The sequence below is a fragment of the Aedoeadaptatus coli genome, assembly GCF_900343085.1.
Classification (GTDB): domain Bacteria; phylum Bacillota; class Clostridia; order Tissierellales; family Peptoniphilaceae; genus Aedoeadaptatus; species Aedoeadaptatus coli.
In genome coordinates, this window is the sequence record NZ_OPYI01000004.1 from 130,417 (window position 1) to 147,794 (window position 17,378).

Sequence of the window (17,378 nt, forward strand, 5' to 3'; positions counted from 1 at the left end):
GGCTATGATGAACAAATCTGAACTTATTTCCAATATTGCTGAAAAGAGCAACTTATCCAAAAAAGACGCTGAAAACGCATTAAACGCTTTCTTGTCTTCCATCGAAGAAAGCTTGGCAGAAGGCGACAAAGTGCAATTAGTCGGTTTCGGTACCTTCGAAGTGCGCGATCGCAAAGCCCGCGAAGGCAGAAACCCGAGAAATCCGGAAGAAGTCATTAAGATTCCCGCATCGAAGGCTCCGGTCTTCCGCGCAGGCAAGGCCTTAAAAGAATCGGTCAACAAATAATCCACGGGCCCTGAAGGGCCCTTTTTTTAAAGGAGAAGGCATGCGCATCGACAAGTATTTGAAAAACGCACGAATCATCAAGCGCCGCACCGTGGCCAAGGAAGCTTGCGACGGCGGCCGCGTCACCATTAACGGCAAGACCGCCAAGGCCGGCGACGAAGTGGCCGTAGGCGACATCGTCGCGGTGCAATTCGGCAACCGCAGCCAAAAGCTGCGCGTTTTAGACATTAAGGACAATGTTCAGAAAAAAGGCGCCGAAGATCTCTACGAAATTCTTCTCGACGATTGAAAAGATCGCCGAAACATGCGATACTAATAGTATCGAGGTGAGTGCATGGCAAAGGAAAGAAAATTTCACAGAGTTCCCGTCAAAACGGCCCGCTTGGCGATTATCGCCGTGGCCGTCCTTTGCGTGTTTATCAGTTTCGGAACGTGGAAGGAAACTCGCCAAAAAGAAGCCATTGTACGGGAAAATCGAACGAAGATCGAAACCCGCACGAGAGAAATCAAGGAAACGGGCGCGGCCATTCGAAACAGCGACAGCTTGGAATTTGCGGAAAAAGTGGCCCGAGAAGATCTGGGCATGGTCAAGCCCCGGGAAGTGATTTACGTAGACAAGGAAAAAGATCGCACAAAAAGTATAAACGAGGAGGATACAAGGTAATCTATGGCAATTGAAGTAGGAGCTATTTTAGAAGGCGTGGTCACGGGCATCGTGAAATTCGGCGCATTCGTACAACTCGACGAGGATCACAACGGACTGGTACATATTTCGGAAATTTCCGATGAATACGTCAAGGAAGTCTCGGATCATTTGTCCAAGGGGCAAAAAGTCAAGGTCAAAGTGCTCTCCATCGAAGACGGCGGAAAAATCGCCCTGAGCATGAAGCAGGCCCAACCGAAATCTGAACAACAAAAGCCCCTTCCCCAGGCGGTTCAACTAAACAGAGAAGTCCATAGATCCGATGCGTCCAGCTTCGACGACATGTTGAGCAAATTCATGAAGGTCAGCAATGAAAAGATTGAAAGCGCTAAGCAGCGTCGAAATGTAAGACAGGGTAAGACCAAGAGAAGATAAAGTATGCGTCGCCGAGCGACGCTCTTTTTTTGAACGGAGGCCTTTGTGGAAGATCTATTTGGTGGCATCATCCATGAAAACACAAGCGTCCTCGCGGCCTTCTCCGGCGGGCCGGATTCCGTGTATCTGCTCTATCTCCTGAAGGAGTATAAAAAGCATTGCCCCTTCGACTTAAAGGCGGCCCATTTGCATCACGGACTCAGGGAGACGGCGGACAGGGACATGGCCTTTGCAATGGATATTTGCAACCGCTGGGACGTGCCCCTCATCGTGGAGCGGGCCGATGTGCTTGCCTACGCCCGAGAAAACAAATTGGGCACGGAAGAGGCCGGGCGCGAATTGCGCTACGACTTCTTTCGCCGCAACAAGGCACCGGGCGGGCGCATCGCCCTGGCCCACCACCTGGACGATCAGGTGGAGACCATGCTTCTCAGATTGATTCGGGGTACGGGCCTAAAGGGCATGGAAGGCATGAAGGTGCTGGAAGGGGATCTCTTTCGCCCCCTCCTCGCCATGACGAAGGAAGAAATCTTATCGGCCCTCGCCGAAAAAAACATTCCCTATGTGGTGGACGAGACCAATCTCGAGCCCACCTATTCGAGAAACCGGGTGCGCCTTTCAATCGCCCCCGAGGCGGAGGCCATTAACCCGGCCTTTCGTCGCGCCATGGCGTCGTTTCGGACCATGGCGGAAGAAGACGAAAGCTATTTGGCGCGGGAGGCGGAAAAAATCTATAAGGCCCTTGCGACGGAAGAGAAGGGGATCGTCACCCTCGCGAGCGACGTGTTTCGCGCACCGGACGCTCTGCGCCGCCGGGCCTTTCGCCTGGCCGTCGAAAACGTAAAGGGCCATGTAAAAAACATGGGCTACGACCACATCGCCGCCATCGACGAACTGGAAAAAGCACAGACAGGCAAGGGGTTGGACCTTCCCGGGCTGCGCGTGGAAAAAACCTACGGCGGCATCACTTTTTTTATTCCCGAGGAAGAAAGCAAAACCAAGGACGAGGCCGTGTTAGTAGAAGGGAAGGCCGATTTTATGGGCCATCGCTTTTACCTGGGCGAGGGAGACGATTTTATTTACGTCAAGGATCCTTCCGCCGTCGTGATTCGCACGAGGCGGCCCGGAGATGTCATACGCCTCAAGGTGGGCCGCAAGAAAGTAAAAGATGTATTTATCGATGCAAAGATCGATCGCAGACGGCGCGACCGCTGGCCCATCGTCACGGAGGCGGGGGAAGTGGTATGGGTCGTGGGACTCAGAAAAGCTGAAAGGCAGGAGGAAAAATCATGGCAGAAACTCGCGTGGATTCCATTGAACGAGATGTAGCAGAAGTATTGGTGTCGAAGGAAGAGATTATGGCGGCGGTTGAGCGCATCGGCAAGGCCGTCACGGAAGATTTTCGCGGCGAAAGTTTAATCGTCATCGGCATTTTAAAAGGCGCCTTCGCCTTTATGGCGGATTTGATTCAGGCCATCGACCTTCCCATGGAAATCGACTTTATGGACGTCTCCAGCTACGGCACATCCACCACCTCCAGCGGCGAGGTGCGCATTTTAAAAGATCTGTCCACCACAGTGGAAGGCAAATCCGTCTTAATCGTGGAAGACATTGTGGACACGGGGCTCACCCTGAGCTATTTGACGAAAGTCATGGAAAGCCGCGGCGTGAAAAAAGTCGCCATCGCCACCTTACTTACCAAGCCTTCGCGCAGAGAGCGGGCGGTGAATGTGGATTATGTAGGCTACGAAGTGGCGGATAAATTTGTCGTGGGCTACGGCATCGACTTCGCGGAAAAATACAGAAATCTGCCCTATGTCGGCGTATTAAAGCCGGAAGTATACGAGAAATAAGAGGCAAAATTATGATATACTGAAAGGTACGATAGAAAAGGAGGTTTGTACGATTGAATAGAAAATGGAGCGGCGTAGCCTTTTATCTCGTGCTTCTCGGCATGCTGATTTTCGGCATCTACTTTATGAATCCGTCCCAACGTTCGACGGAAGAGATCAGTTACACGAAGCTCGTGGAAATGGTTCAAAAGAATCAGGTAAAATCCATCGACTTAAAAGGTTCGGAAGCTCTGGTTACCAAGAAAAATAAAGACGTCGTCCGGACGAATATTCCTCCGGTCATCGGCGATTCTTTTTACGAACAATACCTGAAGGGGCCCGTCGAAAAGGGCGAGATCGCTTTGTCATCCACGCCGGCTAATCCCCAAGGACCCACCATCGCCAGTTTCCTGCCCACATTTTTGGTCATGCTCTTTATGGGCTATTTGTTCTTCAGCTTTATGCGCTCCCAACAAGGCGCCGGCGGCCGAATGATGAATTTCGGCAAGAGCAAGGCCCGGGTCATGGACGACGAAGAGACGAAAAAGATCACCTTTAAAGACGTGGCGGGCCTGAAAGAAGAAAAAGAAGAGCTCTCGGAAATCGTGGATTTCTTAAAGAGCCCCAATAAATTCGTTTCCATGGGCGCCAGGATTCCCAAAGGCGTGCTCCTCGTGGGCCCGCCGGGAACGGGGAAGACCTATCTCTCCAAATCCGTGGCCGGCGAGGCGAAAGTGCCTTTTTATATTATGAGCGGTTCCGACTTCGTTGAAATGTATGTAGGCGTCGGCGCAAGCCGCGTGCGGGATCTCTTTGAAACGGCAAAAAACAACGCGCCCTGCATTATTTTTATCGACGAAATCGACGCCGTGGGACGCAGACGAGGCGCGGGCCTCGGCGGCGGCCACGACGAGCGTGAACAGACGCTGAATCAACTCCTCGTTGAAATGGACGGCTTCGGCACCAACGAAGGGGTCATCGTCATGGCGGCAACCAACCGCGCCGACATTTTGGACCCGGCCCTCTTGCGTCCCGGCCGCTTCGACCGCCAGATTTACGTGGGCCTTCCCGACGTGCGGGCGCGAAAAGAAATTTTAGAGCTCCACGGCAAGAAAAAGCCCCTGGCCGATGACGTGGACATGACCGTGGTGGCCAAGCGCACTGCGGGCTTTACCCCGGCGGATCTGGAAAATCTCATGAACGAGTCGGCACTCTTGGCGGCTCGGGAAAATCTCAGGAAGATCCCCATGGCCATCGTCAACGAAGCCAGCATTAAAGTGGTGGCCGGTCCGGAAAAATCCAGCGCCGTCATTAAAGAAAAAGAGCGCAAGCTTACGGCGGTACACGAGGCGGGCCACGCCGTGGTCTCAAGAATGCTCCCGGGCTACGATTCGGTGCACATGATCACCATTATTCCCCGCGGGCGCGCCGGCGGCTTTACGGCCTTTCTGCCCGACGACGACATTATGCATTTCACGACGAAAACGGAAATGCAAAATGAATTGGTGAGCCTCTTAGGGGGACGAGTGGCGGAGGATTTGGTCCTCGGCGACATTTCCACCGGCGCCTCCAACGACATCGAGCGGGCCACGAAACTCGCCCGGGAAATGGTCACCACCTACGGCATGAGCGAAAAGATCGGCACCTTGACCTACGGCAGCGATTCCGATTCGGTTTTCGTCGCCCGGGACATGAGCCACACCAAGGATTATTCCGAGGAAGTGGCCGCCGAAATCGACGAAGAAATGCGCCGCTTTGTGGGCGATGCCTACAACAAGGCGAAAAATTTGTTGAAAGAAAATATGGACACCTTGCTGCGCGTTTCCGACGCCCTTCTGGATCGGGAAACCATTAGCGGCAAGGAATTCGAAATCCTCTTCAACGGCGGCAGCCTCACCGATGATCCCTTGGGAACCGGCGAGCGCATCGAAAAAGACGATCTTTCCGAGGAAGCCTCGGAGGCCTTAAACGAAGAGAAGTAAAGGAAAAGCATTCGGGAAACCGAGTGCTTTTTTCATTGGAAAAGGCATGGAGGAAATCGATGCAAAAAAAGAGCAAGCGATGTGCTTGCTCAATAAAGTCCGATTTCGAATCACTCGCTTCGAGCCTTTTCTATCGGTTTAAACTTTCGTAGCGATCGAAGGCATTTGTTTCTTTTAATGCGGCCTCGGATCCCATGGCAACCATTTGCTCTTCCGCCATTAAGGCGTCCAGCATGTCGCCGTAGCCTCTTAGGTCCTCTACCGTGGTGGCCAGAGCCTGATTTCGAAGGGCCTCGATCTCTTCCTTGCTCGTGCCGTTTAAGAAGCGTTTAAAGTCCAAGATGCCGTAGGCGGCCGGCGCCATGTGGGGATCGAAGGTGTTCATGACCCCGATAATCATATCGGCTAAATCGCGATCGGAAAGCTCCAGGGCGCGGAGGAAATCTCCCATGCCGTCGTAGGCGGCGATGGTTTGGGCAACGTGGGGATCGCGGTAGGAGTAGGTGGCCACATTGCCGCTTTTTGCGATGCGAATGCCGGCACCGTAGGCGCCGCCCTTGGCGCGAATTTCCCGGTGCAAATAGAGATTGCTGATCACATTGGCGAGGACCGCCATATCGCCGCTGTACGCTTTATTCAGGGCCTTAAAATTGCCGCCCTTGGCGATGTAGTTGACCTGAGAGTTCAAGGTAAAGGCTTCGCGCACCTTTTCCGGCTGAAAGGCTACGGCATAATCTTCGGCGCCGAGATTTTTAAAGGACGCTAAGAAGGGCGCAATGGCTTTTTCAGCGGCGGGCAGATCGTCTTCTTCGGCGATGAGATTGGCCGTGAGGCGATCTTTCGCGAATAGTTTTTTCGCCACGCTTTCAAGTTTTTTCCCGGCACCGTCGTAATCTTTTTTATCCACCAAGTCGCAGACGAAGTCGAAGAAGGAAAGGCCGTTCATCAAATCGTCCACATAGGCGCTCTCGCTGAAGTGGGTGCGCACGCGATTGGACACGATGAGGTGGCCCGATTGCAGGAGGGTGTTGGCGATGTCCGCCTTGAGTCCTTCTACAATCGTCTTGAGCCTGTTGGCGTCCGTTAAGTGGCTCTTCGTGAGGATTTCATCCAACACGGCGTAGCCCCTTTCCAGTTGCCTCGGCAGGGCGCCGGTGGAGATAAAGAAGTAGGGTTTGTAGCCGTCGTCGGTTTCTTCAACCGGCGTGTCGAAGGTGAAGCCGCCGCCTGAGAGGAAGATTTCCGTTTCCAGGGCCGCCTCGTCGTAGTTTTCCGTGGCCACTTTCGTAAAGACTTCCCCTAAGAGGGAGGCATAGGCCAATTCCTCTTCCGACAAATGGCCCATGTCGAAGGCCAGATTCGTGTAGACGATGCCGTTGGTGTTTAAGGGGTTTTTCATCGTGGTCACGCCGCAGGTTTCGGTGACGGTGCGGGGAATCTCCGTAATTCCGTCTGCCAAATCCTTTAAATCCAGCTTCGGAATCGTGGCCTTGGCCTCGGCGGAATCCGGGGCCATTTGATAGGCTCTGAGCGCTTCGACCAAGCTTTCGATGTCTTTTTTCTCTTCATCGGACAATGCGGCGAGATCCGCTTTTTGTTTTGCGGCCAGGGCGTCGTCTTCCTTTTTTTGCTTGCCCTTCTCCGGCGCCACGTTCATGAAGAAGCGGTGGGTGGGCTCGAGGAAAAATTCCCGGATCTTTTGTTGGTAATAGTCCGTGCCGATTTTTTCACGGAGCTTTTTCAAAAGAGGCAAGAGTTCCAAGCCGTCCAGGGGGCTTTGGCCGTAGAGCCAAGTGTTTAAGGCGCCGATGTAGGAGATTAAATCGGCGTGGCTGCCGCCGCCTCTTCGCACGGTAAATTCAAATTTCTCCAGCGTCGCTTCAAGTACATCCTCGTCGATGCCCTCGTCGGCGAGGCGGGCCAAGGTATCCGTGACGATGGATTTAAATTCCTCGTAGCGATTTTCCTCTGCGCGGTAGGCCACCACGGCAAAGTCCCAGGTGTTTGTGACGGAAAGTTCAGAATACACGTCTTCGCCGATGCCTGCCGCCTGCAGAGGCTTTTTCAAGAGGCCGTTTTCCGATTCGATCAACAGTTCCTGGAAGAAATTGCGCAGCAAGAGATCCTCCGGCGTGGGATCCACCTTGGCGGTGAGGGCGAAGGCGAAGTAATTTTTCCCCGCGGGATCTTCCTCCTCGCTTAAATCGTAGGTGGCTTGAAATTCCTGCGCCTCGTCGTAGAAAGCGTGGCCTTGAATGGCCGAGTCGGGATCCTCGGAATCGAAGCGGCTTAAATATTCCCTGTCTAAATAATCCAGGCGCTCGTCGAAATCCAAATCCCCGGCCAGGAGAATGTAGCTGTTGGAGGGGTGGTAGTAGCGCGAGTGGAAGTCCAAAAAGGCGTCGTAGGTGAGCTCGGGAATGTTTTTCGGATTGCCTCCGGAATCGTGGGAATAGGTGCCCGTCGGGTGGAGTTTTTCCCGAATCATGTCGCTGATGCGATTGTTGGGATCGGAGTAGACGCCCTTCATCTCGTTAAAGACCACGCCGTTTGCCACGAGGCGGTCTTCCTGAATCTCCGGATGCCAGCCTTCCTGGTAAAAGATCTTGGGATTTTCCTTCATGGCCGGATAAAAGACCGCGTCCAGATACACGTCCATCAGTTGATTAAAGTCCTTTTCATTTCGCGAGCTGATGGGGTAGAGGGTCTTGTCCGGATAGGTCATGGCATTTAAAAAAGTCTGCACGCTGGATGCCACCATGTCCATAAAGGGCTCCTTCGTCTTGTATTTTCGCGACCCCGACAGGGTGGAGTGCTCCACAATGTGAGCGACACCGGTGGAATCTTCCGGCGGCGTTTTAAAGCCGATGGAGAAGGTTTTGTTGTGGTTATGATTGTCGATGAGGAGGATTTCTGCTCCCGTTTGATTGTGCTTTAAAAGAGAAACTTCGCCATGCAATTCGTCGATGGTTCGCTTTTCGATTAATGTATATTTTTCGTTCATAAATTCACTCCTATTCCAATGATTCATACCCGAAGCGGGCGGTGAAAATCAAAAAAAGCGTTAAGATTCCCGACCGTCTGCATCCACGTCCGACGTACACGGAAAATGTATGCTATAATTCTAAAGAATGATGGGAGGACAAATATGAAACTACAAGAAGATTTGTCTAAACGCGGTCCTATTCGCGTCGCCGTCGTCGGCGCCGGCTTAATGGGATCGGGATTGGTTGCACAATTAAAAATAATTCATAATATAGACGTCATCCTATGGTCGTCGAGACGAGAAGACGGCCTTGCGGCCAAGGCGAAAGAGGTGGGCCTAAACGAAGACACCTACGTGTTTGCCGATGATATAAAAGAGGCGGAGGCTCTTCTGGAAGAAGGGAAGATGATCCTCACCACGGACAATTCCCTGGCTTGGCGACTGGACGGGGTGGATGCCATTTGCGACTGCGCCGGGAACACGGAAGCCGGCGCCTGCATCAACGAAAACGGACTGGAGGCCGGCAAGCACATTATCAGTTTTAATGTGGAATGCGACGTGCTCCTCGGGCCCTACTTCTTGAAAAAGGCGAAAGAAAAGGGCCTGTGCTACACGGGCACGGCGGGAGACGAACCCGGCGCCATCATGGAGCTGTATAATTTCGCGACATTTTTAGGTTTTCGCGTCGTCGCCGCGGGCAAGGGAAAAAACAATCCCATGAATGTGGAAGCCACGCCGGCTACTTTAAAAGAAGAGGCGGAGAAAAAAGGCATCAGCCCCCGCATGCTGACCTCCTTTGTGGACGCCACCAACACCATGGTCGAACTCAATGCCGTCGCGAACGCCACGGGTCTCTTGCCAGACGAAGGGGGCTGCGTGGGCATGCACGCTACCATAAATGATTTGAGCAAAAAACTTCGCACGAAAGATTCAGGCGGGGAGATGAACCGCCCCGGCACGGTCAACTTCGTCCACGGCATCGCCCCCGGCGTCTTCGTCTCCGTAGAAAGCGACGAGCCGATGATTCGTCGGGAAATGCCCTATTTATCCATGGGCGACGGGCCCAATTACATTTTTTATCGGCCCTATCACCTGACAAATATCGAAACCCCTTTGACAATAGCAAGAGCTGTTATGTATAATGAAGCCACCATCGCACCGGAGGTAGGTTATGTGGCCCACACCGTGGCCGTGGCGAAGAAAGACATGGAAGCGGGAGAAGCCATTGAAGGCATCGGATCCGCCACCTGCTACGGCACTTTGGTAGAGGCTGAGCGGGCCTACGAAGAAAATCTGCTTCCCATCGGGCTCATCGTCGGCGAAACGAAATTGGCCCGACCTGTAAAAAAAGGCGCGCCTCTGCGCCTGGACGATGTAGTTTTAGATAAAAGCAGCACCTTAGTAAAATTATTTAATCGCGAACACGGTCGCTTTTACGCTTTACCGAAAAATATAAACATGGTATAATATCGTACCTGATCATAAAAGGAGGATGTGACATTGTGAAGCTGACACAGGAAATTGACTACGCCTTTCGTATTATCGCCCATTTGGCGGCAAACGAAGGCCAAGTGGTTGGCGCACCGACCATTGCCGAGGCCATGGGCGTACCTTCCAGGTTTACTTTGCGTATCTTGCGAAAGTTGAACATTGCCGGGCTGACCAAGTCACGGCGCGGCGCAAAAGGCGGTTACAGCCTGAACCGTCCGGCTGAATCCATTTCGCTATACGATATTATATTGGCCATCGACGGTCCCATCGAGTTAAGCCGTTGCATGCACGCAAACGACCCTTACTGCAATCGGTTCAATTCCGAAGAGATCGAGGGATGCAAATTTCACCACAGCATTTACGGCTTGCAAGAAGACATCGTGGGCCGTCTCAAGGACATGACAATTACAAATTTCATCGATCAATAGAAGCCGAAGACTTTTACTCCCTATTCACAGAGAGGCACAGGAGCTGAGAGGTGTCATTACAGTGAAAGTCGCATCACCTTCCTTAGAACCCTACGGGTCGTTCGCCGCGTTAAGGCTTTGAGTGATAGAATCCTATAAGTAGGGTGGTACCGCGTATAAAAGCGTCCCTTCGTCAACCGACGGAGGGGCTTTTTTTATAGATTTTTTGAAAAAGGAGAGAATTATGGCAAAGTTTAAAACACTGTCCAAGGACATCGCCGACGTGCGTGAAAAACGCATCGTCGACTTCTGGCAAGACATGGATCTGTTGAAACGGTCCGTGGAAATCCGAGAAGGTAAGGACGATTTTATCTTTTACGAAGGGCCTCCGACGGCCAACGGCAAACCGGGCATTCACCACGTCATGGCGAGAACCTTAAAGGACTTAACTTGCCGCTATAAAACCATGCAGGGCTATCGGGTCAACCGAAAAGCCGGCTGGGATACCCACGGTCTGCCCGTGGAAATCGAAGTGGAAAAGAAGCTGGACCTTCACAATAAACAAGACATCGAAAAATACGGCATCGAAAAGTTCAACAAGAAGTGCCGGGAATCGGTCTTCGAATACGAAGGCCTGTGGCGGAAGATGACCGCCCGCATGGGCTATTTGGTGGATCTGGACGATCCCTACATCACCCTGAACAACACCTACATCGAAAGCGTCTGGCACATTTTAGATAAAATGTTTAACGACGGCCTCATCTATGAAGGCCACAAGATCCTGCCTTATTGCCCCCGTTGCGGCACGGGCCTCGCCTCCCACGAAGTGGCCCAAGGCTATCAGGAAGACAAGACGCCCACCATTACCATGAAATTCAAGGCCGTGGACGAAGATGCCTACTTCCTGGCATGGACCACCACGCCCTGGACCGTACCCTCCAATGTGGCACTGGCCGTGCATCCCGATGTGGATTACGCGAAAGTAAAATACGCCGACGGCAATGTCTACTACCTGGCGAAAAATCTTTTGGACAAGGTGCTGAAAGATGAATACGAAGTCGTCGATGTGCTCAAGGGCAAGGATTTGGAAGGTCGCCGCTACGAACAGCTCATCGACCAAATCCACGTGGACGGAAACGCCTTTGTCGTGGTCCTCGCCGATTACGTCACCACGGAAGACGGCACGGGCATCGTGCACACGGCGCCGGCTTTCGGGGAAGACGACTATCAAACGGGCCGCAGAAACGACCTGGCCTTCGTCAAACCCGTGGACGACGACGGGAACTTTACCGAAACCCAGTGGAAGGGCCAATTCGTTCACAGTGTTAACGAAGAAATCATCGACTACCTGAAAATGCAGGACAAAGTCTTCAGCAAGGAAACCATCGTCCACAACTATCCCCATTGCTGGCGCTGCAAGACGCCCTTAATCTACTACGCCCACCCCTCCTGGTACATCGAAGTCACTAAGATGAAAGATCAATTGGTGAAAAACAACAACGGCGTCGATTGGTACCCGGATTTCGTCGGCGAAAAGCGCTTCGGCAACTGGCTTGAAAACTTAAACGACTGGGCCATCTCCCGGTCCAGATACTGGGGCACCCCCTTCCCGGTCTGGCGCTGCCCGGATTGCGGCAAGCTCCGCAGCATCGGAAGCATCAAGCAATTGGTGGAAGAATCCATCGAAGACATCGACGAAACCATCGAGCTGCACCGCCCCTATGTAGATGATGTGCATCTTCGATGCGAATGCGGCGGCGCCATGGAAAGAGAAACCGACGTCATCGACTGCTGGTTCGACTCCGGGGCCATGCCCTTCGCTCAATGGCACTATCCCTTTGAACACAAAGAGGACTTCGACAAACTCTTCCCCGCCGATTTCATCAGCGAAGGCATCGACCAAACCCGCGGCTGGTTCTACTCCCTCTTGGCCATCTCCACCTACATGACCGGCAAGGCGCCCTACAAGAGCGTTCTGGTCAACGACCTGATCCTGGATAAAGACGGCAAGAAAATGAGTAAATCCCGCGGCAACACCGTATCGCCCACAGAACTCTTCGAAGAATACGGCGCCGATGCCGTGCGCTGGTACCTCATGTACGTTTCCCCGCCGTGGACGCCGACGAAATTCGACGAAGACGGCCTGCGGGAAGTGAACGGGAAATTCTTCCGCTCCCTGAGAAACATCCACAATTTCTTTACCATGTACGCCAACATCAACGACGTGGACCCGAGAGAAATCACCGACGTCACCTATGACGAAATCGACCGCTGGATGCTCTCAAAATACAACAGCCTCTTGAAATCCGTCATCGAAAACATGGAAATCCACGAAGTGACGAAAGTGGTTCGCGACATTCAGGATTTCGTGGCGGAAGATCTGTCCAACTGGTACATCCGCAGAAACAGACGCCGCTTCTGGGACGAAGAAGACAGCCCCTCTCGGGATGCGGTGTTTAAGACGACCTACGACATCCTTCTCGGCATTGCAAAAATGATCGCCCCCTTCGCGCCCTTTATCGCCGAAGAATTTTACCAAACCCTCGACGGCGGCGAAAGCGTCCACTTAACGGACTATCCCACCGTGGATGAGATGGCCATCGACGAAAAACTGGAAGAAAAAATGGCCATCGTTCGTCAATTGGTCACCCTGGGCCGCGCCGGTCGCGAAAACGCCAAGATCAAAGTGCGTCAACCTCTGGGCGAAGTCTTGGTGGACGGGGACTTAAAACCCATCATCGGCGATCTCACCGATTTGATTAAAGAAGAGCTTAATGTAAAAGAGCTCGTCTTCTCCGACGACCTGACCGAATACATGACTTACAGCTTAAAGCCCAACTTCCAAGAAGTGGGCAGAAAGTTCGGTCCCAAGATCAAGGACTTCCAAAAGAACTTGGCCGCAAGCGACGCCAAGGCCCTTTACGACGAGCTGAAAAAGGGCAGCGTCACCATGAACCTAAACGGCGAAGACACGGAAGTCAGCTTGGACGACGTTCTCGTGGATATTTCCTCTAAGGAAGGCTTCGACGTCTGCATGGAAGACAATCTCTTCGTGATCCTGGATACGGAACTTACCAAGGAATTAATCGCCGAAGGCTACGTCCGCGAATTTATCTCCAAGGTTCAAAAACAAAGAAAGGCCAACGACTACGAAGTCACCGACCACATCGCCATCGCTTACGACGCCGAGGGCGACGTAAAGGCCGCTTTGGAAGAGGCGAAAGAACAAATCATGGAAGAAACCTTGGCGGATGCCATGGAACTGAAATCCGTGGATGCGAAGAAAACCGACTTAAACGACGGCGCCATCGCCTTCGTTCTCGAACGCATCTAAGGCATGAAGCTTTATATTCTGCGCCACGCCGAAACGGAGTGGAACAGAGCGGATCGGATTCAGGGGCAGATGGATTCGCCCATTACCCGGGAGGGAGAAGAGGCCATGGCCGCCATGGCGGTGCGCCTCGCCTCCGTGCCCTTCGATTGCTGCTACACCTCGGATCTTCCCAGGGCGCGAAAAACGGCCGAAGGCTTGCTAAAATTCCGCCCCGTGCCCATAATAGAAGAAGAGGCACTGCGGGAATTGCCCTTGGGCCCCTGGGAAGGGATGCTCTTTAAAGAGATCTTAAACGATCCCCTGGCCCAAGCCTATTTAAAGGCGCCGGAAACCTATCACCGCGAAGGCTTTATGGATTTTCACGATCTCTACGACAAGCTTCGCGCCTTCATCGGGCGGCTCGAGGGATCGGGCCACGAGCATGTGCTTATCGTCGGCCACGGCGTGAGCATACGGGCCCTCTACCACGTCATAGAAGGCGTGGCGGTGAAGGATTTCTGGTCCCGGCCCATTGCCGAAAGCATGGGTCTCGGTATCTGCGCCTACGAAAAGGGCGCCTGGCACGTGCTTCGTCGAGCCGATAGAGAAGATGGATTGTCTTATTGAGGTGTTCAATGAAAAAATTATCTTTAGCCAATACGCCGACGCGCATCGAACAGGTGCAGCTGATGGATGCGGATCTGCCGGTGAATCTATTTGTAAAACGAGACGACATGACCGGCGTCTCCGTTACGGGAAATAAAATCAGAAAACTGGAATACTTGCTTCAACAGGCCCTGGACGAAGGCGCTACGGACATCATTACCACCGGCGCCGTGGGCAGCAACCACGCCCGGGCCACGGCCATGGCCTGCGCCCGATTGGGCTTTCAATGCCATCTGCTTTTGGTGGGCCCCGAAGACGCCCCCGATGAAGGAAATCTCTTCTTGGATCGCCTGGCCGGCGCCGACGTGCGCTTTATTGGCCAAGAAGAATACGACGCCCGCCGCGACGAGGTCATGAACGCGTGGAAAGAGGAACTGGACGGGGAGGGAAAAAGCACCCTCATCATTCCCGTGGGCGGCAGCAATGGCCTGGGAAGCTTCGGCTACGTGGACTGCTTCGATGAAATCCTCGCCCAGGAAAAAGACATGGGCATCACCTTCGACGTTCTGGTCTGCGTCGCGGGAAGCGCCGGGATGCTGGCGGGTCTCGCCTACGGAAACGCCCTTCGGGAGTCGAAAAAAGAAATTATCGGCTTCTCCGTCGCCGCGCCGGCCTTTGTTATCGAGGAGAAATTGCTTCCCCGCATCGTCTCGGAGATGAACGAATTAAAGGGCACAAATCTCGCCGCCGAAGCCACGGTCATCGACGACTACGTGGGCCGGGGCTACGCCTTGAGCCGAGAGGAAGAGCTGGAATTTATTTGGGACTTCGTCTCCCAAACGGGCATTATTTTAGATCCCGTCTACACGGGAAAAGCCATGTACGGCACGGTGTCCGAGATCCTGAACGGGCGCTGGGAGGACAAAGAAAATATCCTCTTTATCCACTCCGGCGGCGCCTTCGGATGGACGGGCGAGCAAATCCGCGCCCTATTGCGAAAAGAATAAACGGGAGAAACGAGCTTCGGCTCGTTTTTTTCGTGGAACAAAACAATCGCCTGAAAGGCGGGCGGCGATAAATTTGACAAGAAGAGGGGAGGATGAATGCAAATCTCTTCGGGCTATGATATAATTGTAACCATAAAAACGTTTCCGCAAGGAAATCGCACGATAGGAGGAATAATTGAATGAAAGAATATAACACGAGGGAAGTCCGTAACTTGGCCCTGGTCGGGCACAGCGGATCGGGCAAGACCAACTTAACAGAAGCGCTCCTGTACCAATCCGGTGCCACGAAACAAATCGGCCACGTGGATCAAAAAAATACCCTTTCGGACTTCTCTAAAGAAGAAAAAGAACGGGGAACATCCATCGGCACGAGCATTATTCCTATCGAATGGCGAAAGATGAAATTAAATATAATCGACACGCCCGGTTACATGGACTTCATTAGCGAAGCCATGGGCGCCTTGAGAGCGGCCGAAGCGGCGCTAATGATTATCGACGCCACCGCCGGCGTACAAGTCGGCTCGGAAAGAATGTGGAAATACACGGAAGAGATCGGCTTGCCGCGAATCATTTTCGTGAACAAGATCGACGGAGAAAACGTTAATTTCCGCGCCTTAATGGAACAAATCGAAAGCCTCTTCGGTAAGAAAGTTATTCCCTTCTCCGTTCCCATCGGCGAAGGCGAAGATTTCGTCGGCGTTACCGACGTTATTTTCCAAAAGGGCTTTGAATACAAAAACGCCGCTCCGGAAGAAGTGGAATTAAATCACGATCAAGTGAAAGCCACGGAGCGTATGTACGAAGAAATCGCCGAAGTCGTCGCCGAAAGCGACGAAGTCCTTATGGACAAATACTTCAGCGGCGAAAAATTCACCCGCGACGAATTGCTCCGCGGTGTCACTGCCGCCCTCTTAAACGGCGACGCCGTACCCCTCTTGGTCGGCAGTGCGGAAAAGGGCATCGGCATCGACATTTTATTAAATACCATCGTCAACTACATGCCGTCTCCCGACGACGAGCGGGCCCACACCGGCTTCCGCTACGAATCCGGCGAAGAACACACCATTTCCGACGACGAAGCCTTCTCTGCCGTCGTATTTAAAACCATCACCGACCCCTATGTCGGTAAAATTTCCATCTACAAAGTGTTGAGCGGCACCATGACCAAGGACACGACCCTCTACAACAGCTCCCAAGATGCGGACGAAAAGAACACCGGTCCCTTCGTCATTCGCGGCAAGGAACAAATCCCCGTGGACGTCATCCACGCCGGGGACATCGGCGCCATTTCGAAGTTGAATGTGACAAAAACCGGCGACACCCTTTGCGACAAGGCCCACAATGTGGTTTACAAGCGCGTAAAAATGCCGCAACCGGTCTACTTCTATGCCATTGAAGCGGCATCGAAAAACGACGAAGAAAAGCTCACCACGTCCCTCAGAAAACTTCAAGACGAAGACCCGGGCATCGTGATCAATCGCAACGCCGAAACGAAACAAATGACCATCGGCGGCCAAGGGAATGTCCACCTGGACGTTATCTTAGACAAATTAAAGAACACCTTCGGCGTCGAAGTGAAGAAAGTGCCCTTTATCGTGCCTTACAGAGAAACCATTCGCGGCACGGCTTCGGTTCAAGGGAAACACAAGAAACAATCCGGCGGCGCCGGCCAATACGGCGACGTGTGGATTCGCTTCGAACCCTCCGACGAAGATTTCGTCTTCGACGAAGAAGTCTTCGGCGGCAGCGTACCGAGAAACTACTTCCCCGCCGTCGAAAAGGGCTTGGAAGAATCCATGGAAAAAGGCGTCCTCGCCGGCTTCCCCGTCACCGGCGTCAAGGCTGTTCTCTACGACGGCAGCTACCACGACGTGGACTCCAACGAAGTCAGCTTTAAAATGGCGGCATCCATCGCCTTTAAGAAGGGGATTGCCGAAGCGAAACCCGTGCTCTTAGAGCCCATTATGGCCGTTGAAGTGGCCGTGCCCGACGAATACATGGGCGACGTTATGGGCGACATGAACAAGCGCCGCGGAAGAATCCTCGGGATGGACCAACAACCCGGCGGCGGTCAATTGATTATGGCCGAAGCACCGCAAGCGGAAATGTACGAATACGCCATCGACCTTCGGGCCATGACCCAAGGCCGCGGTTCCTTCACCATGGAATTCGTCCGCTACGAAGACGTGCCCGCACAACTCGCGGAAGAAATCATCGAAAACGCCAATAAAGAATAAAGCAAAAAAGGCATCCGAAAGGGTGCCTCAGAGTGATGACAAAGGAGGGAGAATCATCCGATTCCCCCTCTTTTTTGTGTCATCAAACAGCATCCGCCTCAATTATAGTAAAATAGAAAAAAAGGAGGCCACCATGCTACATAAAGAAGACAA

General features: G+C 52.9%; 14 protein-coding genes. 13 read left to right on the top strand and 1 reads right to left on the bottom strand.

Annotated features, from left to right (window positions below):
* The first annotated feature begins 7 nt into the window (after positions 1-7).
* From DG046_RS03310 to ftsH, 7 genes are read left to right on the top strand one after another with little or no spacing between them, the layout of a single operon-like run.
* Entirely contained in the window at positions 8-286 is a 279-nt protein-coding gene (locus tag DG046_RS03310; RefSeq protein WP_108831159.1) for an HU family DNA-binding protein, read from the top strand.
* Between the two features lie 40 nt (positions 287-326).
* Complete coding sequence (locus DG046_RS03315; protein ID WP_108831160.1) at positions 327-575, top strand: RNA-binding S4 domain-containing protein; 249 nt, start codon at positions 327-329, stop codon at positions 573-575.
* A 45-nt stretch (positions 576-620) separates the two neighbouring features.
* Positions 621-950, top strand: coding sequence for an FtsB family cell division protein (locus tag DG046_RS03320; RefSeq protein ID WP_108831161.1), 330 nt, complete (start codon positions 621-623; stop codon positions 948-950).
* Between the two features lie 3 nt (positions 951-953).
* On the top strand, positions 954-1,364 hold the full coding sequence (locus tag DG046_RS03325) for a S1 RNA-binding domain-containing protein (RefSeq protein ID WP_108831162.1): 411 nt from the start codon (positions 954-956) through the stop codon (positions 1,362-1,364).
* Between the two features lie 45 nt (positions 1,365-1,409).
* Positions 1,410-2,693, top strand: a complete 1,284-nt coding sequence (gene tilS / locus DG046_RS03330) for a tRNA lysidine(34) synthetase TilS (RefSeq protein ID WP_108831163.1) — start codon at positions 1,410-1,412, stop codon at positions 2,691-2,693.
* Positions 2,654-3,217: a hypoxanthine phosphoribosyltransferase gene (hpt, locus tag DG046_RS03335; RefSeq protein WP_199909573.1), complete on the top strand. Its 564-nt coding sequence runs from the start codon at positions 2,654-2,656 to the stop codon at positions 3,215-3,217. Before tilS ends, hpt begins: the two co-directional genes overlap by 40 nt.
* A gap of 53 nt (positions 3,218-3,270) precedes the next feature.
* Positions 3,271-5,178 carry an ATP-dependent zinc metalloprotease FtsH gene (gene ftsH / locus DG046_RS03340; protein ID WP_108831164.1) on the top strand — a complete coding sequence of 636 codons (1,908 nt, stop codon included), beginning with the start codon at positions 3,271-3,273 and terminating at the stop codon, positions 5,176-5,178.
* A gap of 130 nt (positions 5,179-5,308) precedes the next feature.
* Here the strand turns inward: ftsH and DG046_RS03345 are convergent, their stop codons facing one another.
* Positions 5,309-8,182: an insulinase family protein gene (locus DG046_RS03345; RefSeq protein WP_159082041.1), complete on the bottom strand. Its 2,874-nt coding sequence runs from the start codon at positions 8,180-8,182 to the stop codon at positions 5,309-5,311.
* 144 nt (positions 8,183-8,326) lie between these two features.
* Here DG046_RS03345 and DG046_RS03350 point away from each other — a divergent pair, with 144 nt between their 5' ends.
* From DG046_RS03350 to fusA, 6 genes are all read left to right on the top strand, one after another.
* Positions 8,327-9,631 carry an NAD(P)H-dependent oxidoreductase gene (locus DG046_RS03350; RefSeq protein WP_108831166.1) on the top strand — a complete coding sequence of 435 codons (1,305 nt, stop codon included), beginning with the start codon at positions 8,327-8,329 and terminating at the stop codon, positions 9,629-9,631.
* A 35-nt stretch (positions 9,632-9,666) separates the two neighbouring features.
* Complete coding sequence (locus DG046_RS03355; RefSeq protein ID WP_108831167.1) at positions 9,667-10,083, top strand: RrF2 family transcriptional regulator; 417 nt, start codon at positions 9,667-9,669, stop codon at positions 10,081-10,083.
* Between the two features lie 223 nt (positions 10,084-10,306).
* Positions 10,307-13,396 carry an isoleucine--tRNA ligase gene (gene ileS / locus DG046_RS03360; RefSeq protein WP_108831168.1) on the top strand — a complete coding sequence of 1,030 codons (3,090 nt, stop codon included), beginning with the start codon at positions 10,307-10,309 and terminating at the stop codon, positions 13,394-13,396.
* Between the two features lie 3 nt (positions 13,397-13,399).
* A complete protein-coding gene (locus tag DG046_RS03365) occupies positions 13,400-14,002 on the top strand; it encodes a histidine phosphatase family protein (protein WP_108831169.1) in 603 nt (200 codons plus the stop codon).
* An 8-nt stretch (positions 14,003-14,010) separates the two neighbouring features.
* Positions 14,011-14,988 carry a 1-aminocyclopropane-1-carboxylate deaminase/D-cysteine desulfhydrase gene (locus DG046_RS03370; protein ID WP_108831170.1) on the top strand — a complete coding sequence of 326 codons (978 nt, stop codon included), beginning with the start codon at positions 14,011-14,013 and terminating at the stop codon, positions 14,986-14,988.
* Positions 14,989-15,167: 179 nt separating this feature from the next.
* Positions 15,168-17,225 carry an elongation factor G gene (fusA, locus tag DG046_RS03375; RefSeq protein WP_108831171.1) on the top strand — a complete coding sequence of 686 codons (2,058 nt, stop codon included), beginning with the start codon at positions 15,168-15,170 and terminating at the stop codon, positions 17,223-17,225.
* The last annotated feature ends 153 nt before the right edge of the window (positions 17,226-17,378 follow it).

Excerpts from the sequence above, each read along its gene's own strand:
- DG046_RS03345 (WP_159082041.1), bottom strand. The coding sequence starts at position 8,182 with ATGAACGAAAAATATACATTAATCGAAAAGCGAACCATCGACGAATTG.
- DG046_RS03315 (WP_108831160.1), top strand. The coding sequence starts at position 327 with ATGCGCATCGACAAGTATTTGAAAAACGCACGAATCATCAAGCGCCGC.
- ileS (WP_108831168.1), top strand. The coding sequence starts at position 10,307 with ATGGCAAAGTTTAAAACACTGTCCAAGGACATCGCCGACGTGCGTGAA.
- DG046_RS03350 (WP_108831166.1), top strand. The coding sequence starts at position 8,327 with ATGAAACTACAAGAAGATTTGTCTAAACGCGGTCCTATTCGCGTCGCC.
- fusA (WP_108831171.1), top strand. The coding sequence starts at position 15,168 with ATGAAAGAATATAACACGAGGGAAGTCCGTAACTTGGCCCTGGTCGGG.
- DG046_RS03370 (WP_108831170.1), top strand. The coding sequence starts at position 14,011 with ATGAAAAAATTATCTTTAGCCAATACGCCGACGCGCATCGAACAGGTG.
- hpt (WP_199909573.1), top strand. The coding sequence starts at position 2,654 with ATGGCAGAAACTCGCGTGGATTCCATTGAACGAGATGTAGCAGAAGTA.
- DG046_RS03325 (WP_108831162.1), top strand. The coding sequence starts at position 954 with ATGGCAATTGAAGTAGGAGCTATTTTAGAAGGCGTGGTCACGGGCATC.
- DG046_RS03320 (WP_108831161.1), top strand. The coding sequence starts at position 621 with ATGGCAAAGGAAAGAAAATTTCACAGAGTTCCCGTCAAAACGGCCCGC.
- DG046_RS03365 (WP_108831169.1), top strand. The coding sequence starts at position 13,400 with ATGAAGCTTTATATTCTGCGCCACGCCGAAACGGAGTGGAACAGAGCG.
- DG046_RS03310 (WP_108831159.1), top strand. The coding sequence starts at position 8 with ATGAACAAATCTGAACTTATTTCCAATATTGCTGAAAAGAGCAACTTA.